Source organism: Burkholderia sp. MR1-5-21 (genome assembly GCF_053427715.1).
In genome coordinates this window covers 116036-131220 of the sequence record NZ_JBSAXD010000021.1, presented here as the reverse complement: position 1 = coordinate 131220, position 15185 = coordinate 116036, and the positions used below count along the sequence as shown (strand labels likewise).

16 protein-coding genes are annotated in these 15185 nt (G+C 68.2%); 13 read left to right on the top strand and 3 right to left on the bottom strand.

The window, feature by feature from the left end:
* Positions 1-61 precede the first annotated feature (61 nt).
* Positions 62-643, bottom strand: a complete 582-nt coding sequence (locus ACV229_RS26230) for a DUF1439 domain-containing protein (RefSeq protein WP_448086014.1) — start codon at positions 641-643, stop codon at positions 62-64.
* Between the two features lie 59 nt (positions 644-702).
* Positions 703-1008: a YkgJ family cysteine cluster protein gene (locus ACV229_RS26225; protein ID WP_448086045.1), complete on the bottom strand. Its 306-nt coding sequence runs from the start codon at positions 1006-1008 to the stop codon at positions 703-705.
* A 170-nt stretch (positions 1009-1178) separates the two neighbouring features.
* On the opposite strand from ACV229_RS26225, the gene hemN reads away from it, so the two are divergent.
* The 4 genes from hemN to ACV229_RS26205 all read left to right on the top strand — a co-directional run bounded on the left by hemN (position 1179) and on the right by ACV229_RS26205 (position 3992).
* On the top strand, positions 1179-2567 hold the full coding sequence (gene hemN / locus ACV229_RS26220) for an oxygen-independent coproporphyrinogen III oxidase (protein ID WP_448086013.1): 1389 nt from the start codon (positions 1179-1181) through the stop codon (positions 2565-2567).
* A 75-nt stretch (positions 2568-2642) separates the two neighbouring features.
* Positions 2643-2900, top strand: coding sequence for a hypothetical protein (locus ACV229_RS26215; RefSeq protein WP_448086012.1), 258 nt, complete (start codon positions 2643-2645; stop codon positions 2898-2900).
* Between the two features lie 103 nt (positions 2901-3003).
* Entirely contained in the window at positions 3004-3657 is a 654-nt protein-coding gene (locus tag ACV229_RS26210; RefSeq protein WP_448086011.1) for a protein-L-isoaspartate O-methyltransferase family protein, read from the top strand.
* Positions 3658-3668: 11 nt separating this feature from the next.
* Positions 3669-3992, top strand: coding sequence for a rhodanese-like domain-containing protein (locus tag ACV229_RS26205; RefSeq protein ID WP_010091617.1), 324 nt, complete (start codon positions 3669-3671; stop codon positions 3990-3992).
* A gap of 69 nt (positions 3993-4061) precedes the next feature.
* Here the strand turns inward: ACV229_RS26205 and ACV229_RS26200 are convergent, their stop codons facing one another.
* Positions 4062-5390 (bottom strand): aminotransferase class III-fold pyridoxal phosphate-dependent enzyme, encoded by a 1329-nt coding sequence (locus ACV229_RS26200; protein ID WP_448086010.1) that lies wholly within the window; start codon positions 5388-5390, stop codon positions 4062-4064.
* 318 nt (positions 5391-5708) lie between these two features.
* Here ACV229_RS26200 and urtA point away from each other — a divergent pair, with 318 nt between their 5' ends.
* From urtA to ureC, 9 genes are all read left to right on the top strand, one after another.
* Positions 5709-7016, top strand: coding sequence for an urea ABC transporter substrate-binding protein (gene urtA, locus ACV229_RS26195; RefSeq protein ID WP_448086009.1), 1308 nt, complete (start codon positions 5709-5711; stop codon positions 7014-7016).
* Between the two features lie 124 nt (positions 7017-7140).
* Positions 7141-8760 carry an urea ABC transporter permease subunit UrtB gene (urtB, locus tag ACV229_RS26190; RefSeq protein ID WP_448086008.1) on the top strand — a complete coding sequence of 540 codons (1620 nt, stop codon included), beginning with the start codon at positions 7141-7143 and terminating at the stop codon, positions 8758-8760.
* A gap of 54 nt (positions 8761-8814) precedes the next feature.
* On the top strand, positions 8815-9999 hold the full coding sequence (gene urtC / locus ACV229_RS26185) for an urea ABC transporter permease subunit UrtC (protein WP_448086007.1): 1185 nt from the start codon (positions 8815-8817) through the stop codon (positions 9997-9999).
* Positions 9996-10853: an urea ABC transporter ATP-binding protein UrtD gene (gene urtD / locus ACV229_RS26180; protein WP_448086006.1), complete on the top strand. Its 858-nt coding sequence runs from the start codon at positions 9996-9998 to the stop codon at positions 10851-10853. The genes urtC and urtD overlap by 4 nt, the downstream gene beginning before the upstream one ends.
* Positions 10854-10857: 4 nt before the next feature.
* Positions 10858-11550 carry an urea ABC transporter ATP-binding subunit UrtE gene (gene urtE / locus ACV229_RS26175; RefSeq protein ID WP_448086005.1) on the top strand — a complete coding sequence of 231 codons (693 nt, stop codon included), beginning with the start codon at positions 10858-10860 and terminating at the stop codon, positions 11548-11550.
* 158 nt (positions 11551-11708) lie between these two features.
* Positions 11709-12584 carry an urease accessory protein UreD gene (locus ACV229_RS26170; RefSeq protein ID WP_448086004.1) on the top strand — a complete coding sequence of 292 codons (876 nt, stop codon included), beginning with the start codon at positions 11709-11711 and terminating at the stop codon, positions 12582-12584.
* A 231-nt stretch (positions 12585-12815) separates the two neighbouring features.
* Positions 12816-13118 carry an urease subunit gamma gene (ureA, locus tag ACV229_RS26165; RefSeq protein ID WP_006406310.1) on the top strand — a complete coding sequence of 101 codons (303 nt, stop codon included), beginning with the start codon at positions 12816-12818 and terminating at the stop codon, positions 13116-13118.
* A gap of 10 nt (positions 13119-13128) precedes the next feature.
* Positions 13129-13434 carry an urease subunit beta gene (locus ACV229_RS26160; RefSeq protein ID WP_448086003.1) on the top strand — a complete coding sequence of 102 codons (306 nt, stop codon included), beginning with the start codon at positions 13129-13131 and terminating at the stop codon, positions 13432-13434.
* A 29-nt stretch (positions 13435-13463) separates the two neighbouring features.
* Entirely contained in the window at positions 13464-15170 is a 1707-nt protein-coding gene (ureC, locus tag ACV229_RS26155) for an urease subunit alpha (protein ID WP_448086002.1), read from the top strand.
* Positions 15171-15185: the final 15 nt, after the last annotated feature.

Here is a 15185-nt window from a genome sequence, read left to right as displayed (position 1 = left end):
AGTGGTCGAAGAAATGAGCCGCATCGCCGCCGCGGCCCGCCCGGCCGCGCGCGGCGCGACGTCACTTCTCGACGATCGCCACGCGTATGCCGTTTGTAAGGATGGTGATTGTACCGGGTTCGTAGTTCACGCCGGCGAATTGCAGCTGCTCCGGCTTGAACGTGTAGATCGGATAGTTCGTCAGCAATTGGGTTGCGATCATGCCGGCGGCCGCGCCGATCTGCTGCGTGTACGCCTGCGCGTCGCCGTCGAGCGTCAGGCTGTCGACGGCCGGCGCCTTGATGACGACCGAGCGGCTCGGCGCGTCGTACGCGAGCTGGCCGGACACCGTGAACTTGCCGTTGACCGGCGCGCGCAGGAACGGGCTCGCGAACTGCGCGTCGAGCTGCACCGCGACGCGGTTCTGGTCCGGCAGCAGGCCGACGACCGGATTGACGAGCGACACGTCGACGACCTGCGCGACAGTCTTTTGGTACGGAAACTTGCGCGCGACGGCCTTCTGCACGTCGCCGCGCGAGAACGTGTAGTGATCGGGAATGAACGGGAACGTCGACGCGCACGCGGCGAGCGACACCGACACCCCGACGGCGGCGGTGCATGCGACGAGGAAGCGGCGGCGGCCGGGCGCGCGACTGGCGGTCATGCTGGATCTCCTGTGGACCGGAGCTGGCGCTTCAGCGCTTGCTGCGGTCCCGTGCAAAGCTAAAACGGGCGCGACGGCTGCGTCGCGGTTTCGAGCCGGGTGAGCCACGCGAGCGCGTCGGCGCGCGACGCGCCGCACATCTCCGCCGACGGTTGCAACCCCGAACAGCACGCGGGGCGCTCCGGCCGGCCGAAGATCCGGCAGCGCAGGTCGTCGCCGAGCTGCGCGCAGCGCACGCCGGCCGGCTTGCCGCCCGGCATCCCCGGAATCGGGCTGGAAATCGACGGCGCGATGCAGCACGCGCCGCATCCCTCGCGGCACGCATGCGGCGGCGGGATGTCGGCAGGCACCGGGCGGGCAGGCATTTCGACGGACACTCGGCTCTCTCGAACGGAACAACGGAAACGGATGCGGCGCCGCTTTCCGCGTCCGGCTGCCGCACCCCGCATTGTGCCATCCCGGGCTGCGACGTTATTACACAATGCAGGCGAATCGCGCGTTTATATACTCGAAAGCATCTAAAAAGCGCGAGACCATGATGAGCTCTGCTGACACCCTGTTCCGTCCCGATTTGCTTGCGAAGTACGGCGCGAACGGGCCGCGCTACACGTCGTACCCGACGGCGCTGCAGTTCCGCGACGATTTCGACTCTGCCGACTACGTGCGCGCGGCCGGCGACCCGGGCGCGTCGTCGAGCGAGCTGTCGCTGTACTTCCACATCCCGTTCTGCAACACGGCCTGCTTCTACTGCGGCTGCAACAAGATCGCGACCCGCAACCATCGCCGCGCGCGCCCGTACCTCGACCAGCTCAAGCGCGAGATCGCGCTGCAGGCCGCGCGGTTCGACCCCGCGCGCCCCGTCACGCAGCTGCACTGGGGCGGCGGCACGCCGACCTTCCTGTCCGACGACGAGACGGCCGAGCTGATGGCGGCGACCCGCGAGCATTTCTCGCTCGCGCCGGATGCCGACACCGAGTGCTCGATCGAGATCGACCCGCGCACGGTCACGCCGGCCACGCTCGTCCACCTGCGCACGATCGGCTTCAACCGGCTGAGCCTCGGCGTGCAGGACTTCGATCCGGTGGTCCAGCAGGCGATCAACCGGATCCAGCCGGTCGGGATGACGGCCGACCTGCTGAGCGCCGCGCGCACGACGGGTTTTCAGTCGGTCAGTGTCGACCTGATCTACGGGCTGCCGCACCAGACGGTCGCGCGCTTCGGCCGCACGCTCGAGACGATCATCGAGCTCGCGCCGGACCGGCTGTCGGTGTTCGGCTACGCGCACATGCCGCACCTGTTCAAGATGCAGCGACAGATCGACGACGCGACGCTGCCGTCGCCCGCGGCCCGCGTCGCGCTGCTCGGGCTCGCGATCGACCTGCTGACGTCGGCCGGCTACGTGTACATCGGCATGGACCACTTCGCGCGGCCGGGCGACGAGCTCGTCGCCGCGCAGCGCAATGGCACGCTACAGCGCAATTTCCAGGGCTACAGCACGCGCGCGGACACCGACCTGATCGGCATCGGCGTGTCGTCGATCGGCAAGGTCGGCGACGTGTACGCACAGAACGCGAAGGACCTCCCCGCGTATGGCGCCGCGCTCGACGCGGGCCGACTGCCGATCGCGCGCGGCGTGCGGCTCACGGCCGACGACCGGCTGCGCCGCGACGTGATCACGCAGCTGATGTGCAACCTCGAGCTGCCGTTCTCGCACGTCGAGGCCGCGCACGGGATCCGCTTCGCCGACCATTTCGCGCGCGAACTGGACGCGCTGCGCGGGTTCGAGCGCGACGGGCTGGTAACGATCGCCGGCGACCGTCTGACGATCCACCCGGCCGGCCGGATGGTCGTGCGCAATATCGCGATGGCGTTCGACGCGTATCTCGACGGCACGCCGCGGCAGCGCTACTCGCGCACGGTCTGAGCGGGCCGCCGGCCGCGCACGCAGGGCCGGTTGTTGATAAAGTGTGGGCCTCATGTCCGTCGCAGAACCCGCACCATGCGCACCACCAAGGCGACCCACGCGGTCGAACGCCTGAAAACCCGCGCCGGCAACCCGCACTTCGCTGCGGTCGCGATGCCGGGCGGCCTCTTCTACCTCGTCGACCGCTCGGGCGGCACGGCCGAGAAACGCTGCGAGCCGCTGCCGCTCGACGCGTTCGTCAAGTTCGTCGATGACCTTGGCCCCAAAAAGCCGCGCAAGGCCAGCAAGCTCGACCTCGCGTTCGAGGAGCAGATCAAGAACAGCAAGCGATGAGGTCCATTGCAGGGCTTATGAAGGCTGGCTGCCCGTCCTGTTTGGTACAATCCAAAAGTTTCTCTATCCACGCCGATAGCCGACCAGGCTGCACGACCACACCATGAATATCGAACAAGCGCGTTTCAACATGATCGAACAGCAGATCCGTCCGTGGGACGTGCTGGATCTGGAAGTCCTGGGCCTGCTGTCGATCGTCAAGCGTGAGAATTTCGTCCCGGCCGCGTACCGCGACCTGGCATTCGCCGACATCGAACTGCCGCTGCCGGGCGGCCACAAGATGCTGTTCCCGCGCGTCGAGGCACGCGTGCTGCAGGAACTCGCGGTGAAGAAGCACGAGAACGTGCTCGTGATCGGCGCCGGCTCGGGCTACCTGACGGCGCTGTTCGCGCACCGCGCGCAGCACGTGACGGCGGTCGACATCGATCCGGCGATCGCGAAGCTCGCGGAAGAGAACCTGCGCAACAACGGCGTGACGAACGCCGAGGTCGTGCTCGGCGACGGGTCGCGCGGCTGGCCGGACAAGGCGCCGTACGACGTGATCTGCGTGGCCGGCGGCCTGCCCGTCGTGCCGCAGGAGATGCTCGAGCAGCTGAAGATCGGTGGCCGCCTGTCGGCATTCGTCGGCGGCCGTCCGGTGATGAAGGCGCAGATCATCACGCGCATCGACGAAAAGCAGTACCGTGTCGCCGACGTGTTCGAAACCTACGTCGACCACCTCGTCAACGCGATCGAGCCGTCGCGCTTCAAGTTCTGAGGGGCCGCGCCATGCAGATCCTGACGCCCGCGATGCTCGCGGACTGGCTTGCCGACAAGACCCGCCCCGCGCCCGTCGTGCTCGACGTGCGCGAACCGTGGGAAATCGCGACCGCGCAGATCGCGGGCAGCGTATCGATCCCGATGCAGCAGATTCCCGCGCGCAGCGAGGAACTGGACGACGAAGCCGAGATCGTCTGCGTCTGCCATCACGGGATGCGCAGCGCGCAGGTCGCGATGTTCCTCGAATCGCGCGGCTTCACGAAGCTCTACAACCTGCAAGGCGGCATCGACGCGTGGTCGCGCGACGTCGATCCGGCCGTGCCGCGCTACTAGGCCACACCTCGCCGGCCACACTGATCCGCCGAACGGGCGCGCATAGCGCGCCCGTTTCTCTTTCCCGCCCTACTCCGTTTCCTTCAGCGCCTCGGCGACGATCGCGAACAGCTCGGCAATCTGCGCCTCCTCGACGATCAGCGGCGGCGAGAACGCGAGGATGTCGCCCGTATAGCGCACCATCGCGCCCTTCTGGTAGCACCTGACGAACACGTCGTACGCGCGCGCCCCCGGCTTGCCGTCGCGCGACTTCAGCTCGACGCCGCCGACGAGGCCGAGATTGCGCACGTCGATCACGTGGCGCGCGTCCTTCAGCTTGTGGATCTCGCGCTCGAACACCGGCGCCATCCGCGCGGCGCGCTCGAACAGCTTTTCGCGCTCGTACAGGTCGATCGTCGCGCAGGCGGCGGCGGCCGCAAGCGGATGCCCTGAATACGTATAGCCGTGGAACAGCTCGATGCCGGCCGGCGCGCCGTTCACGATCGTGTCGTGGATCGCGTCGCTCGCCGCAACCGCGCCCATCGGCACCGCCGCGTTGTTGGTGCCCTTCGCCATCGTCAGCAGGTCCGGCGTCACGTTGAAGAACTGCGCGGCGAACGGTGCGCCGAGCCGGCCCCAGCCGGTGATCACCTCGTCGAAGATCAGCAGGATGCCGTGCTTGTCGCACAGCTCGCGCAGCCGCTCGAGATAGCCTTTCGGCGGGATCAGCACGCCGGTCGCGCCGGCGATCGGCTCGACGATCACGGCGGCGATCGTCGACGCGTCGTGCAGCGTGACGAGCCGCTCGAGCTCGTCGGCGAGATGCGCGCCCCACGCGGGCTGCCCTTTCGAGAACGCGGCCTCGCTGATGTTCAGCGTGTGCGGCAGGTGGTCGACCGACGGCAGCAGCGCGCCTGAATACGCCTTGCGGTTCGGCGCGATCCCGCCGACCGAGATCCCGCCGAAGCCGACGCCGTGATAGCCGCGCTCGCGGCCGATGAAGCGCGTGCGCTGCCCTTCACCGCGCGCACGGTGATACGCGAGCGCGATCTTCAGCGCGGTGTCGACCGCTTCCGAGCCGGAGTTCGTGAAGAAGATGTGCTTGAGGTCGCCGGGCGTATGGCGCGCGATCCGCGTCGCCGCTTCGAATGCCTTCGGATGCCCCATCTGGAACGTCGGCGCGAAGTCCATTTCCTCGGCCTGCGCCTTCACCGCCGCGACGATCTCGTCGCGCCCGTGCCCCGCGTTCACGCACCAGAGCCCCGCGGTGCCGTCGAGAATGCGCCGCCCGTCGTGCGACGTGTAGTACATCCCCTTCGCGGACACGAGCAGCCGCGGCGCGTCCTTGAACTGGCGGTTGGCGGTAAACGGCATCCAGAACGCGGACAGATCGGGGGTGTTCGATTGCTGCTGACTCATGGGCGGCTCCTCGGTGTGTTCGATCGGCGCGGCAGCGTGGTGACGCGGCGCGCCGGCGTAGTGCGAAAACATGATGCGACGCAAGTCGAAACCCGAGTGTAAGCACCGAAACGGTGAAGCACAACCGTGCACCAATTGCGCCCGCGAACCTGCACCGCAACGGCCCATCCGCGCCGCACGACGCGTCACGCGCACCGCGCCGCCGCCCGCGCGACGCACGTCCGCCGTGCGTGCGCGCGACTGGCACACGCCTTGCGTAAACCCCGACGGTCGACGCCGCAACGGCGCACGCGCATCCAACACGTCAAGGGGAACCCGATGAAACGTCGCAGTCTGTTGAAGTTCGGATCGATGGCCGGCGCGCTCGCGCTGGCAGGCAAGAGCCCGTTCGCGCACGCCGCCGATGCGGGCACGGGCCCGATCAAGGTCGGCATCCTGCATTCGCTGTCCGGCACGATGGCGATCTCCGAGACCTCGCTGAAGGACACCGCGCTGATGACGATCGCCGACATCAACAAGAGCGGCGGCGTGATGGGCCGCAAGCTCGAGCCGGTCGTCGTCGATCCCGCGTCGAACTGGCCGCTGTTCGCCGAAAAGGCGCGGCAGCTCCTCACGCAGGACAAGGTCGCGTGCGTGTTCGGCTGCTGGACGTCGGTGTCGCGCAAGTCGGTGCTGCCGGTGTTCGAGGAGCTGAACGGCCTGCTCTACTACCCCGTGCAGTACGAAGGCGAGGAAATGTCGCGCAACGTGTTCTACACCGGCGCCGCGCCGAACCAGCAGGCGATCCCGGCCGTCGAGTACCTGATGGGCGCCGAGGGCGGCGGCGCGAAGCGCTTCTTCCTGCTCGGCACCGACTACGTGTATCCGCGCACGACGAACAAGATCCTGCGCGCGTTCCTGAAATCAAAGGGCGTGAAGGACGCCGACATTCAGGAGGTCTACACGCCGTTCGGCCACAGCGACTACCAGACCATCGTCGCGAACATCAAGAACTTCTCGCAGGGCGGCAAGACGACCGTGATCTCGACGATCAACGGCGATTCGAACGTGCCGTTCTACAAGGAGCTCGGCAACCAGGGGATCAAGGCGACCGACGTGCCGGTCGTCGCATTCTCGGTCGGCGAGGAGGAGCTGCGCGGGATCGACACGAAGCCGCTCGTCGGGCACCTCGCCGCGTGGAACTACTTCATGTCGGTGAAGAATCCGTCGAACACGAAGTTCAAGGACCAGTTCGCCGCGTGGGTGAAGGCGAACAACCTGCCCGGCGGTGCGAAGCGCGTGACCAACGACCCGATGGAAGCGACCTTCGTCGGCATCCACATGTGGAAGCAGGCGGTCGAGAAGGCGAAGAGCACCGACGTCGACAAGGTGCGGGTCGCGATGATCGGCCAGAGCGTCGCCGCGCCGTCGGGCTTCACGCTGACGATGGACGGCAACCATCACCTGCACAAGCCGGTGATGATCGGCGAGATCCGCGGCGACGGGCAGTTCAACGTCGTGTGGAAGACCAAGACCGCGATCCGCGCGCAGCCGTGGAGCCCGTTCATCGCGGGCAACCAGGGCAAGCCGGACATCGTCAGCTCGATTCCGGCGTTCCTGCGCCGGCAGCGCGCGGCGCTGGCCTGATGCGGGCTGGCGCGCCACGCGAACGCAAGGCGCGCCAGCCGCGGTCGGCTTACCGTCATGGCCCGCCCCGGCGCTTCGCGATCCACGCACGACACCCGTTCTCCACGCCTGCCAGGACAGCCCGATGCCCACTTCCCTACGCCGAGCCGCGATCGCGCTCCTCGCCTGCATCGCCCTCGTCGGCGTCGCGCCGCGCGCCGCGTTCGCGCTGACGGCCGCTGACACCACCGCACTCGCCGGCGACGACTTCGACGCGAAGACGGCCGCGATCGAACGGCTTGCCGCCGATCCCGATCCGCACGCGGTCACGCTGCTCAATGCGCTGTCTTCCGGCGATGCGCTCGCGACCGGCGACGGCCGCATCCTGATCCAGAGCGGCGACACCGCGCACGACGCGCTCACGCAAGCCGCGACGCCCGCCGGCGACGCGCAGCCCGTGATGCTGAACAACCTGCTGCGCACGAAGATCGCCGGCGCGTTGTCCGGTCTCGCGCTCGCGTCGCCGGACGTCGCGACGCGGCGCGACGCGATCGACGCGCTGCTGAAGTCCCCCGACCCCGCGCTGAAGCCGATGATCGATCGCGCCCGCGCGCAGGAAACCGACCCGTCGCTGAAGCGCCGCCTCGATGCGCTGTGGGCGATCGCCGCACTGCACGACGCCGATCCCGCGAAGCGTCTCGAAGCGGTGCAGGTCGTTGCTGCGCGCCACGACCTCGACATGATCGAACAGTTGCGACCGCTCGTCGCGCAGAACGCCGACGGCAGCTTCGCCGAACCCGACGCGCGCGTGCGCGACGCCGCACAGCGAGGGCTCGACGCGCTGCATTCGCTGCAGCGCCGCGGCGAAATCGCCGGCACCGTGTTCGCAGGCCTGTCGCTCGGCAGCGTGCTGCTGCTCGCGGCGCTCGGCCTCGCGATCACGTACGGGCTGATCGGCGTGATCAACATGGCGCACGGCGAATTCCTGATGATCGGCGCGTATGCGACCTACGTCGTGCAGACGCTGATCCAGCGCTACGCGCCGGCCGCGTTCGACTGGTATCCGCTCTTCGCGGTGCCTGCGTCGTTCGCGGCGGCCGCGCTCGTCGGCGTCGTGCTCGAACGGCTCGTGCTGCGGCATCTGTATGGCCGCCCGCTCGAGACGCTGCTCGCGACGTTCGGCGTCAGCCTGATCCTGATCCAGGCAACGCGCATGCTGTTCGGCGCGCAGAACGTGCAGGTCGTGAATCCGTCGTGGATGAGCGGCGGCGTGACCGTGATGCAGAACCTGATCCTGCCGTACAACCGGCTCGCGATCCTCGCGTTCGCGCTCGCGGTGGTCCTCATCGCGTGGGCCGTGCTGACGAAGACGCGGCTCGGCCTGTTCGTGCGCGCGGTCACGCAGAACCGGCGGATGGCCGCGTGCGTCGGCGTGAAGACCGCGCGTGTCGACGCGTATGCGTTCGCGTTCGGCGCAGGCATCGCGGGCCTCGGTGGCTGCGCGCTGTCGCAGATCGGCAATGTCGGCCCCGATCTCGGCCAGAACTACATCATCGATTCGTTCATGGCGGTCGTGCTCGGCGGCGTCGGGCAGATCGCCGGCACCGTGCTCGGCGGCTTCGGGCTCGGTCTCGTCAGCAAGGCGATCGAACCGTTCTGGGGCGCGGTGCTCGCGAAGATCGCGGTGCTCGTGATGATCGTGCTGTTCATCCAGAAGCGTCCGCAGGGCATGTTCGCCCTGAAGGGACGCAGCGCGGAGGCCTGACTTGAGACAACCCGCACGCGCCGCGAACGCCCCGGCACGCACTGGAGTACCGGCATGACTTCCATCACGAATTCCCTGTCGAATTCCGCCGCCACGCCACCGGCCCCCGCCGCCTCGCGCGCGGCCGACGGCTTCGCGCTCGGCCTGCCGCCGCGCCCCGCGCTGCTGTCGCGCCGCGCGTGGTTCGCGCTCGTCGCGCTGTGCATCGCGATCGGCGTCGGCGTGCCGCTTGCGGCGCTCGTCGCGCCGGAGTCCAGCGCATTCCACCTGTCCGCGTATGCGATGACGCTCACCGGCAAGCTGATGTGCTACGCGATCGCGGCGCTCGCGCTCGACCTGGTGTGGGGTTACTGCGGCATCCTGAGCCTCGGCCACGGCCTCTTCTTCGCGCTCGGCGGCTATGCGATCGGCATGTACCTGATGCGCGAGATCGGCCGCGACGGCAAGTACGGCAGCGACCTGCCCGACTTCATGGTGTTTCTCGACTGGCACCAGCTGCCGTGGTACTGGAGCGGCACGCAGCATCTCGCCTATGCGCTCGCGCTCGTCGTGCTCGTGCCGGCGGTGCTCGCGTGGGTGTTCGGCTTCTTCACGTTCCGCTCGCGCGTGAAGGGCGTGTACCTGTCGATCATCACGCAGGCGATGACGTTCGCCGCGATGCTGCTGTTCTACCGCAACGAGACCGGCTTCGGCGGCAACAACGGCTTCACCGACTTCAAGCGCATCGCCGGGTTCCCGATCACGTCGCCCGGCACGCGCACGGTGCTGTTCCTGCTGACGTTCGCGACGCTCGTGCTCGCGTTCGTCGCCGCGCGCGCGATCGTCACGAGCAAGCTCGGGCGCGTCGTTACCGCAGTGCGCGACGGCGAGACGCGGCTGATGTTCCTCGGTTACAGCCCGCTCGCGTACAAGCTGTTCGTGTGGACCGTGTCGGCCGTGCTGTGCGGCATCGCAGGCGCGTTGTACGTGCCGCAGGTCGGCATCATCAATCCCGGCGAGATGTCGCCGGGCAATTCGATCGAGATGGCAATCTGGGTCGCCGTCGGCGGGCGCGGCACGCTGATCGGACCGATCGTCGGCGCATTCGCGGTCAACGGTGCGAAGAGCCTGTTCACCGCTTACTTCGCCGAATACTGGCTGTTCTTCCTCGGCCTGATCTTCGTGCTCGTGCCGCTGCTGCTGCCGCGCGGCATCATGGGCCTCGTCGAGGCCGCCATCGCGAAGGGGAAACGCGCATGAACGGAACCGCCCTCTACCAGTTCGCGCCGCCGAGCGAAGACGAGCTGCTCGCGGTCAGCGGCACCGCGTCGCTCGCGCGCGTCGTCACGCCCGGCATCGACACGTCGCACGGCACGATCCTCTATCTCGAGGACATCGAGGTCAGCTTCGACGGCTTCCGCGCATTGAACAAGCTGTCGCTGTCGATCGATGCGGGCGAATTGCGCTGCGTGATCGGCCCGAACGGCGCGGGCAAGACGACGATGATGGACGTGATCACCGGCAAGACGCGCCCCGACGTCGGCAAGGTGTTTCTCGGCCAGACGCTCGACCTGTCGCGGATGAGCGAACCGGAAATCGCGCGCGCGGGCATCGGCCGCAAGTTCCAGAAGCCGACGGTGTTCGAGCAGCATCCGGTGTGGGAAAACCTCGAGCTCGCGATGCAGACCGACAAGGGCTGGCTCGCGTCGCTGCGTGCGCGGCTCGACAAGGCCGCACAGGCGAAGATCGAGGAAACGCTCGCGCTGATCGGACTCGAATCGCATGCGTTCCGTACGGCCGGCGAACTGTCGCACGGTCAGAAGCAACGGCTCGAGATCGGCATGCTGCTGATGCAGCGTCCGGCGCTGCTGCTGCTCGACGAACCCGCGGCCGGCATGACCGATCACGAGACGATGGAACTCGCGGAACTGCTGAACACGTTGCGGGGCACCTGCTCGATGATGGTCGTCGAGCACGACATGGAATTCGTCGCGGCGCTCGCGGGTGACACGGGCCGCGTGACGGTGATGGCCGAAGGCGCGGTGCTCGCGCAAGGCACGCTCGATCAGGTCAAGCGCGACGACGCGGTGATCGAGTCTTATCTCGGACGTTGATGCGATGCTGACAATCGACTCGCTGAACCAGTATTACGGCGGCAGCCATATCCTGCGCAACGTGACGCTCGCCGCCGACGACGGCAGGCTGACGGTGCTGCTCGGCCGCAACGGCGTCGGCAAGACGACGCTGCTGCGCTGCCTGATGGGCATCGTCGCCGCGAAGAGCGGCACGGTGTCGTGGCGCGGCACGACGCTCGGCGCGCTGCCGCCGTATGCGCGCGTCGCGGCCGGGCTCGCGTATGTGCCGCAGGGCCGCGACATCTTTCCGCGGCTCACCGTCGAGGAGAACCTGCTCGTCGGCGCGGCGAGCCGCCGCGCGCCTTCGAATGTGCCGGACCGCATCTACGACCTGTTCCCGGTGCTGAAGGACATGCGCGCGCGGCGCGGCGGCGACCTGTCGGGCGGCCAGCAGCAGCAACTCGCGATCGGCCGCGCGCTGATGAGCGAACCGCAACTGCTGATCCTCGACGAGCCGACCGAAGGCATCCAGCCGTCGATCATCCAGGACATCGGCCGTACGCTGCGGCAACTCGTCGACGAATCGAAGATGACGGTGCTGCTCGTCGAACAGTATTACGATTTCGCTCGCTCGATCGCCGACAACTACTGGGTGATGAGCCGGGGCGAGATCGTCGCGGGCGGCGATGCGAAGGACATGGAAACGAACGGCGTGCGGGAGCTGATCGCGGTGTAGCACGTGGCGCCGGATCACGGGTTCGGCGCCGCATTCCAGACGCCGCATTTCGGCAAAGGGACGAATTCCAGCATTGGTTGGTACCGACCTTCCAATGAACGCGGCGCGTGGATTATTGTTCCGGTAGCATCCCCGTTCCCCGCGCCCGCTGCTTGCCGATGTCCGCCCACGATCCCCACGCCTCGCTGTCCCGCCCCGCCGTCGCCAAATCGTGGCGCGCCCGCCTCGAACTCGGCTTCGAACGGCACGGCGCACGCACGACGCTCGTCCACCGGCTGCACGACGGCCCGCTGCGCGTGCAGCGGCCGCTGTACCCGGAAGGCGACGCGATCTGCCACGCGGTGATCGTCCATCCGCCGGGCGGCGTCGCGGGCGGCGACCGGCTCGATCTCGACGTTGCGCTCGGCGACGGCACGCACGCGGTGCTGACGACGCCCGGCGCGACCAAGTGGTACAAGTCGAACGGCCTCGACGCGACCCAGCGCATCGGCATCGTGCTCGGCGACCACGCGAAGCTCGACTGGCTGCCGCAGAACAACCTGTTCTTCGACGCCGCGCATGCGTCGCTCGACTTCACGCTGACGCTCGGCGCGGGCGCAAGCGCGCTCGGGTGGGACGCGACGCAGCTCGGCCGGCAGGCGGCCGGCGAAGCGTGGTCGGCGGGCCGCATCGCGTCGACGTCGACGCTCGTCGACGCCGCCGGCCAGCCGCTCTGGACCGAACGCGCGCGGCTCGACGCGACCGACACGCTGCGCGGCGCGCCGCAGGTTCTCGCGGGTTTTGCGGTCTACGGCACGCTGTGGGCGGCCGGCGCCACGTGCGATGCCGCACTTGCCGAATCGCTCGCCGCGCGCATGCCGTTCGACGACACGCTGCGCGCGGGCGCGACCTGCGTGACGCCGGGCGTCGTGCTCGTGCGCGCGCTCGCCGTGTCGATGGAGGTGCTGCAGCGGCACTTCGCCGACTGCTGGCTGCACCTGCGCCCGATCGTGCACGGCGTCGCCGCGCAGCCGCTGCGGCTATGGCAGACCTGAACGCACCATTTCGATGCAACGCCGTGCGCGACCCGGTCGAGCGCGCACGCGCCGTGCACCATGAACGCGCATCCGCTCCCCACCGGAACGCGTGCCGCGCATGGCATGCACCTTGCTCCCCTTTTATCTGACGATCGCGACGGTCGCTGCGACGCGGTGCTACGATAAGCCGCCCACCCGATCGCGTGCCGGTCGCCGGCAAATATTACGTTTTCCTGAACGCCCGCCTTCATGAAACTGACTCCCCGAGAAAAAGACAAGCTGCTGATCTTCACGGCAGCGCTGCTCGCCGAGCGCCGCCGCGCGCGCGGCCTCAAGCTCAACTATCCGGAAGCGGTCGCGTTCATCACCGCCGCGCTGATGGAAGCGGCGCGCGACGGCAAGACCGTCGCCGAGGTGATGCACTACGGCACCACGCTGCTCACGCGCGACGACGTGATGGACGGCGTGCCGGAAATGATTCCCGACATCCAGGTCGAGGCGACCTTCCCGGACGGCACGAAGCTCGTCACCGTCCATCACCCGATTCCGTGAGGCACTGCGCATGATCCCCGGCGAAATCCTCACCGACGACGGCGAGCACGAACTGAACGCGGGCCGCGCGACGATCACGCTGACCGTCGCGAACACCGGCGACCGCCCCGTGCAGGTCGGCTCGCACTACCACTTCTTCGAAGTCAACGACGCGCTGTCGTTCGACCGCGCGGCCGCGCGCGGCTTCCGGCTCAACATCGCGGCCGGCACTGCCGTGCGCTTCGAGCCGGGCCAGACGCGCACGGTCGAGCTCGTCGCGCTGGCGGGCGAACGCGCCGTCTACGGTTTTCAGGGCAAGGTGATGGGGCCGCTGTAAGCCGCTCCGCTCTTCAGGAACAGCACGACATGACACTACGCTTGAGCCGCCGCGCATACGCGGAGATGTTCGGGCCGACGACGGGCGACCGCATCCGTCTCGCCGACACCGAATTGCTGATCGAGATCGAACGCGACTTCACGATCTACGGCGAGGAAGTGAAATTCGGCGGCGGGAAGGTGATCCGCGACGGGATGGGCCAATCGCAGCGCGTCGCCGCCGACGTGCCCGACACCGTCGTCACGAACGCGGTGATTCTCGATCACTGGGGCATCGTGAAGGCCGACATCGCGATCAAGCACGGCCGCATCGCCGCGATCGGCAAGGCCGGCAACCCCGACATCCAGCCGGGCGTGACGATCCCGATCGGCGCCGCGACCGAAGTGATCGCGGGCGAAGGGCTGATCGTGACCGCGGGCGGCATCGACACGCACATCCACTTCATCAGCCCGCAGCAGATCGACGAGGCGCTCGCATCGGGCGTGACGACGATGCTCGGCGGCGGCACGGGCCCCGCCACCGGCACCAACGCGACGACCTGCACGCCGGGCCCGTGGCACATGGAGCGGATGCTGCAGGCGGCGGACGGCTGGCCGATCAACCTCGGCTTTCTCGGCAAGGGCAATGCGAGCCTGCCGCAGCCGCTCGTCGAGCAGATCGCGGCCGGCGCGATCGGGCTGAAGCTGCACGAGGACTGGGGCACGACGCCCGCCGCGATCGACAACTGCCTGTCGGTCGCCGACGACACCGACACGCAGGTCGCGATCCACACCGACACGCTGAACGAAGGCGGCTTCGTCGAATCGACGGTCGCCGCGTTCAAGGGCCGCACGATCCACACTTACCACACCGAAGGCGCGGGCGGCGGCCATGCGCCCGATATCCTGAAGGTGTGCGGCGAGGCGAACGTGCTGCCGTCGTCGACCAACCCGACGCGGCCGTACACGATCAACACGCTCGACGAGCACCTCGACATGCTGATGGTGTGCCATCACCTCGATCCGTCGATCGCCGAGGATCTCGCGTTCGCCGAATCGCGGATCCGCCGCGAGACGATCGCGGCCGAGGACATCCTGCACGATCTCGGCGCGCTGTCGATGCTGTCGTCCGACTCGCAGGCGATGGGCCGCGTCGGCGAGGTGATCATCCGCACCTGGCAGACGGCGCACAAGATGAAGGTGCAGCGCGGCGCGCTGCCGGAAGACAGCGCGCGCCACGACAACTTCCGCGCGAAGCGCTACGTCGCGAAATACACGATCAACCCGGCGCTCACGCACGGGATCGCGCACGAGGTCGGCTCGATCGAGCCCGGCAAGTGGGCGGACCTCGTGCTGTGGGAGCCCGCGTTCTTCGGCATCAAGCCGACGATGATCCTGAAGGGCGGGATGATCGCGATGGCGCAGATGGGCGACCCGAACGCGTCGATCCCGACGCCGCAGCCGGTCCACTACCGCGAAATGTTCGCGACGCGCGGCGGCGCGCTCGCACGCACGTCGCTGACGTTCGTGTCGCAGATGGCGGCCGACGCCGGCATCGCCGAACGCTACGGGCTCGCGAAGCGGATCGTGCCGGTGCGCAACTGCCGCAACGTGACGAAGGCCGACATGATCCACAACGCATGGCGGCCCGCGATCAGCGTCGATCCCGAAACCTACGACGTAATCGCCGACGGCCAGCTCCTCACCTGCGAGCCGGCCACCGTGCTGCCGATGGCGCAGCGCTATTTCCTGTTCTGATTTCCGGTTCCTGTC

What these genes read in the sequence shown, in the direction of transcription:
- ACV229_RS26170 (WP_448086004.1), top strand. Translation starts at nt 11,709, where the DNA reads ATGTCCGCCCACGATCCCCACGCCTCGCTGTCCCGCCCCGCCGTCGCC.
- ACV229_RS26225 (WP_448086045.1), bottom strand. Translation starts at nt 1,008, where the DNA reads ATGCCTGCCCGCCCGGTGCCTGCCGACATCCCGCCGCCGCATGCGTGC.
- ACV229_RS26205 (WP_010091617.1), top strand. Translation starts at nt 3,669, where the DNA reads ATGCAGATCCTGACGCCCGCGATGCTCGCGGACTGGCTTGCCGACAAG.
- urtE (WP_448086005.1), top strand. Translation starts at nt 10,858, where the DNA reads ATGCTGACAATCGACTCGCTGAACCAGTATTACGGCGGCAGCCATATC.
- ureC (WP_448086002.1), top strand. Translation starts at nt 13,464, where the DNA reads ATGACACTACGCTTGAGCCGCCGCGCATACGCGGAGATGTTCGGGCCG.
- ureA (WP_006406310.1), top strand. Translation starts at nt 12,816, where the DNA reads ATGAAACTGACTCCCCGAGAAAAAGACAAGCTGCTGATCTTCACGGCA.
- urtC (WP_448086007.1), top strand. Translation starts at nt 8,815, where the DNA reads ATGACTTCCATCACGAATTCCCTGTCGAATTCCGCCGCCACGCCACCG.
- hemN (WP_448086013.1), top strand. Translation starts at nt 1,179, where the DNA reads ATGATGAGCTCTGCTGACACCCTGTTCCGTCCCGATTTGCTTGCGAAG.
- ACV229_RS26210 (WP_448086011.1), top strand. Translation starts at nt 3,004, where the DNA reads ATGAATATCGAACAAGCGCGTTTCAACATGATCGAACAGCAGATCCGT.
- ACV229_RS26160 (WP_448086003.1), top strand. Translation starts at nt 13,129, where the DNA reads ATGATCCCCGGCGAAATCCTCACCGACGACGGCGAGCACGAACTGAAC.
- urtB (WP_448086008.1), top strand. Translation starts at nt 7,141, where the DNA reads ATGCCCACTTCCCTACGCCGAGCCGCGATCGCGCTCCTCGCCTGCATC.
- ACV229_RS26215 (WP_448086012.1), top strand. Translation starts at nt 2,643, where the DNA reads ATGCGCACCACCAAGGCGACCCACGCGGTCGAACGCCTGAAAACCCGC.
- urtD (WP_448086006.1), top strand. Translation starts at nt 9,996, where the DNA reads ATGAACGGAACCGCCCTCTACCAGTTCGCGCCGCCGAGCGAAGACGAG.
- ACV229_RS26230 (WP_448086014.1), bottom strand. Translation starts at nt 643, where the DNA reads ATGACCGCCAGTCGCGCGCCCGGCCGCCGCCGCTTCCTCGTCGCATGC.
- urtA (WP_448086009.1), top strand. Translation starts at nt 5,709, where the DNA reads ATGAAACGTCGCAGTCTGTTGAAGTTCGGATCGATGGCCGGCGCGCTC.
- ACV229_RS26200 (WP_448086010.1), bottom strand. Translation starts at nt 5,390, where the DNA reads ATGAGTCAGCAGCAATCGAACACCCCCGATCTGTCCGCGTTCTGGATG.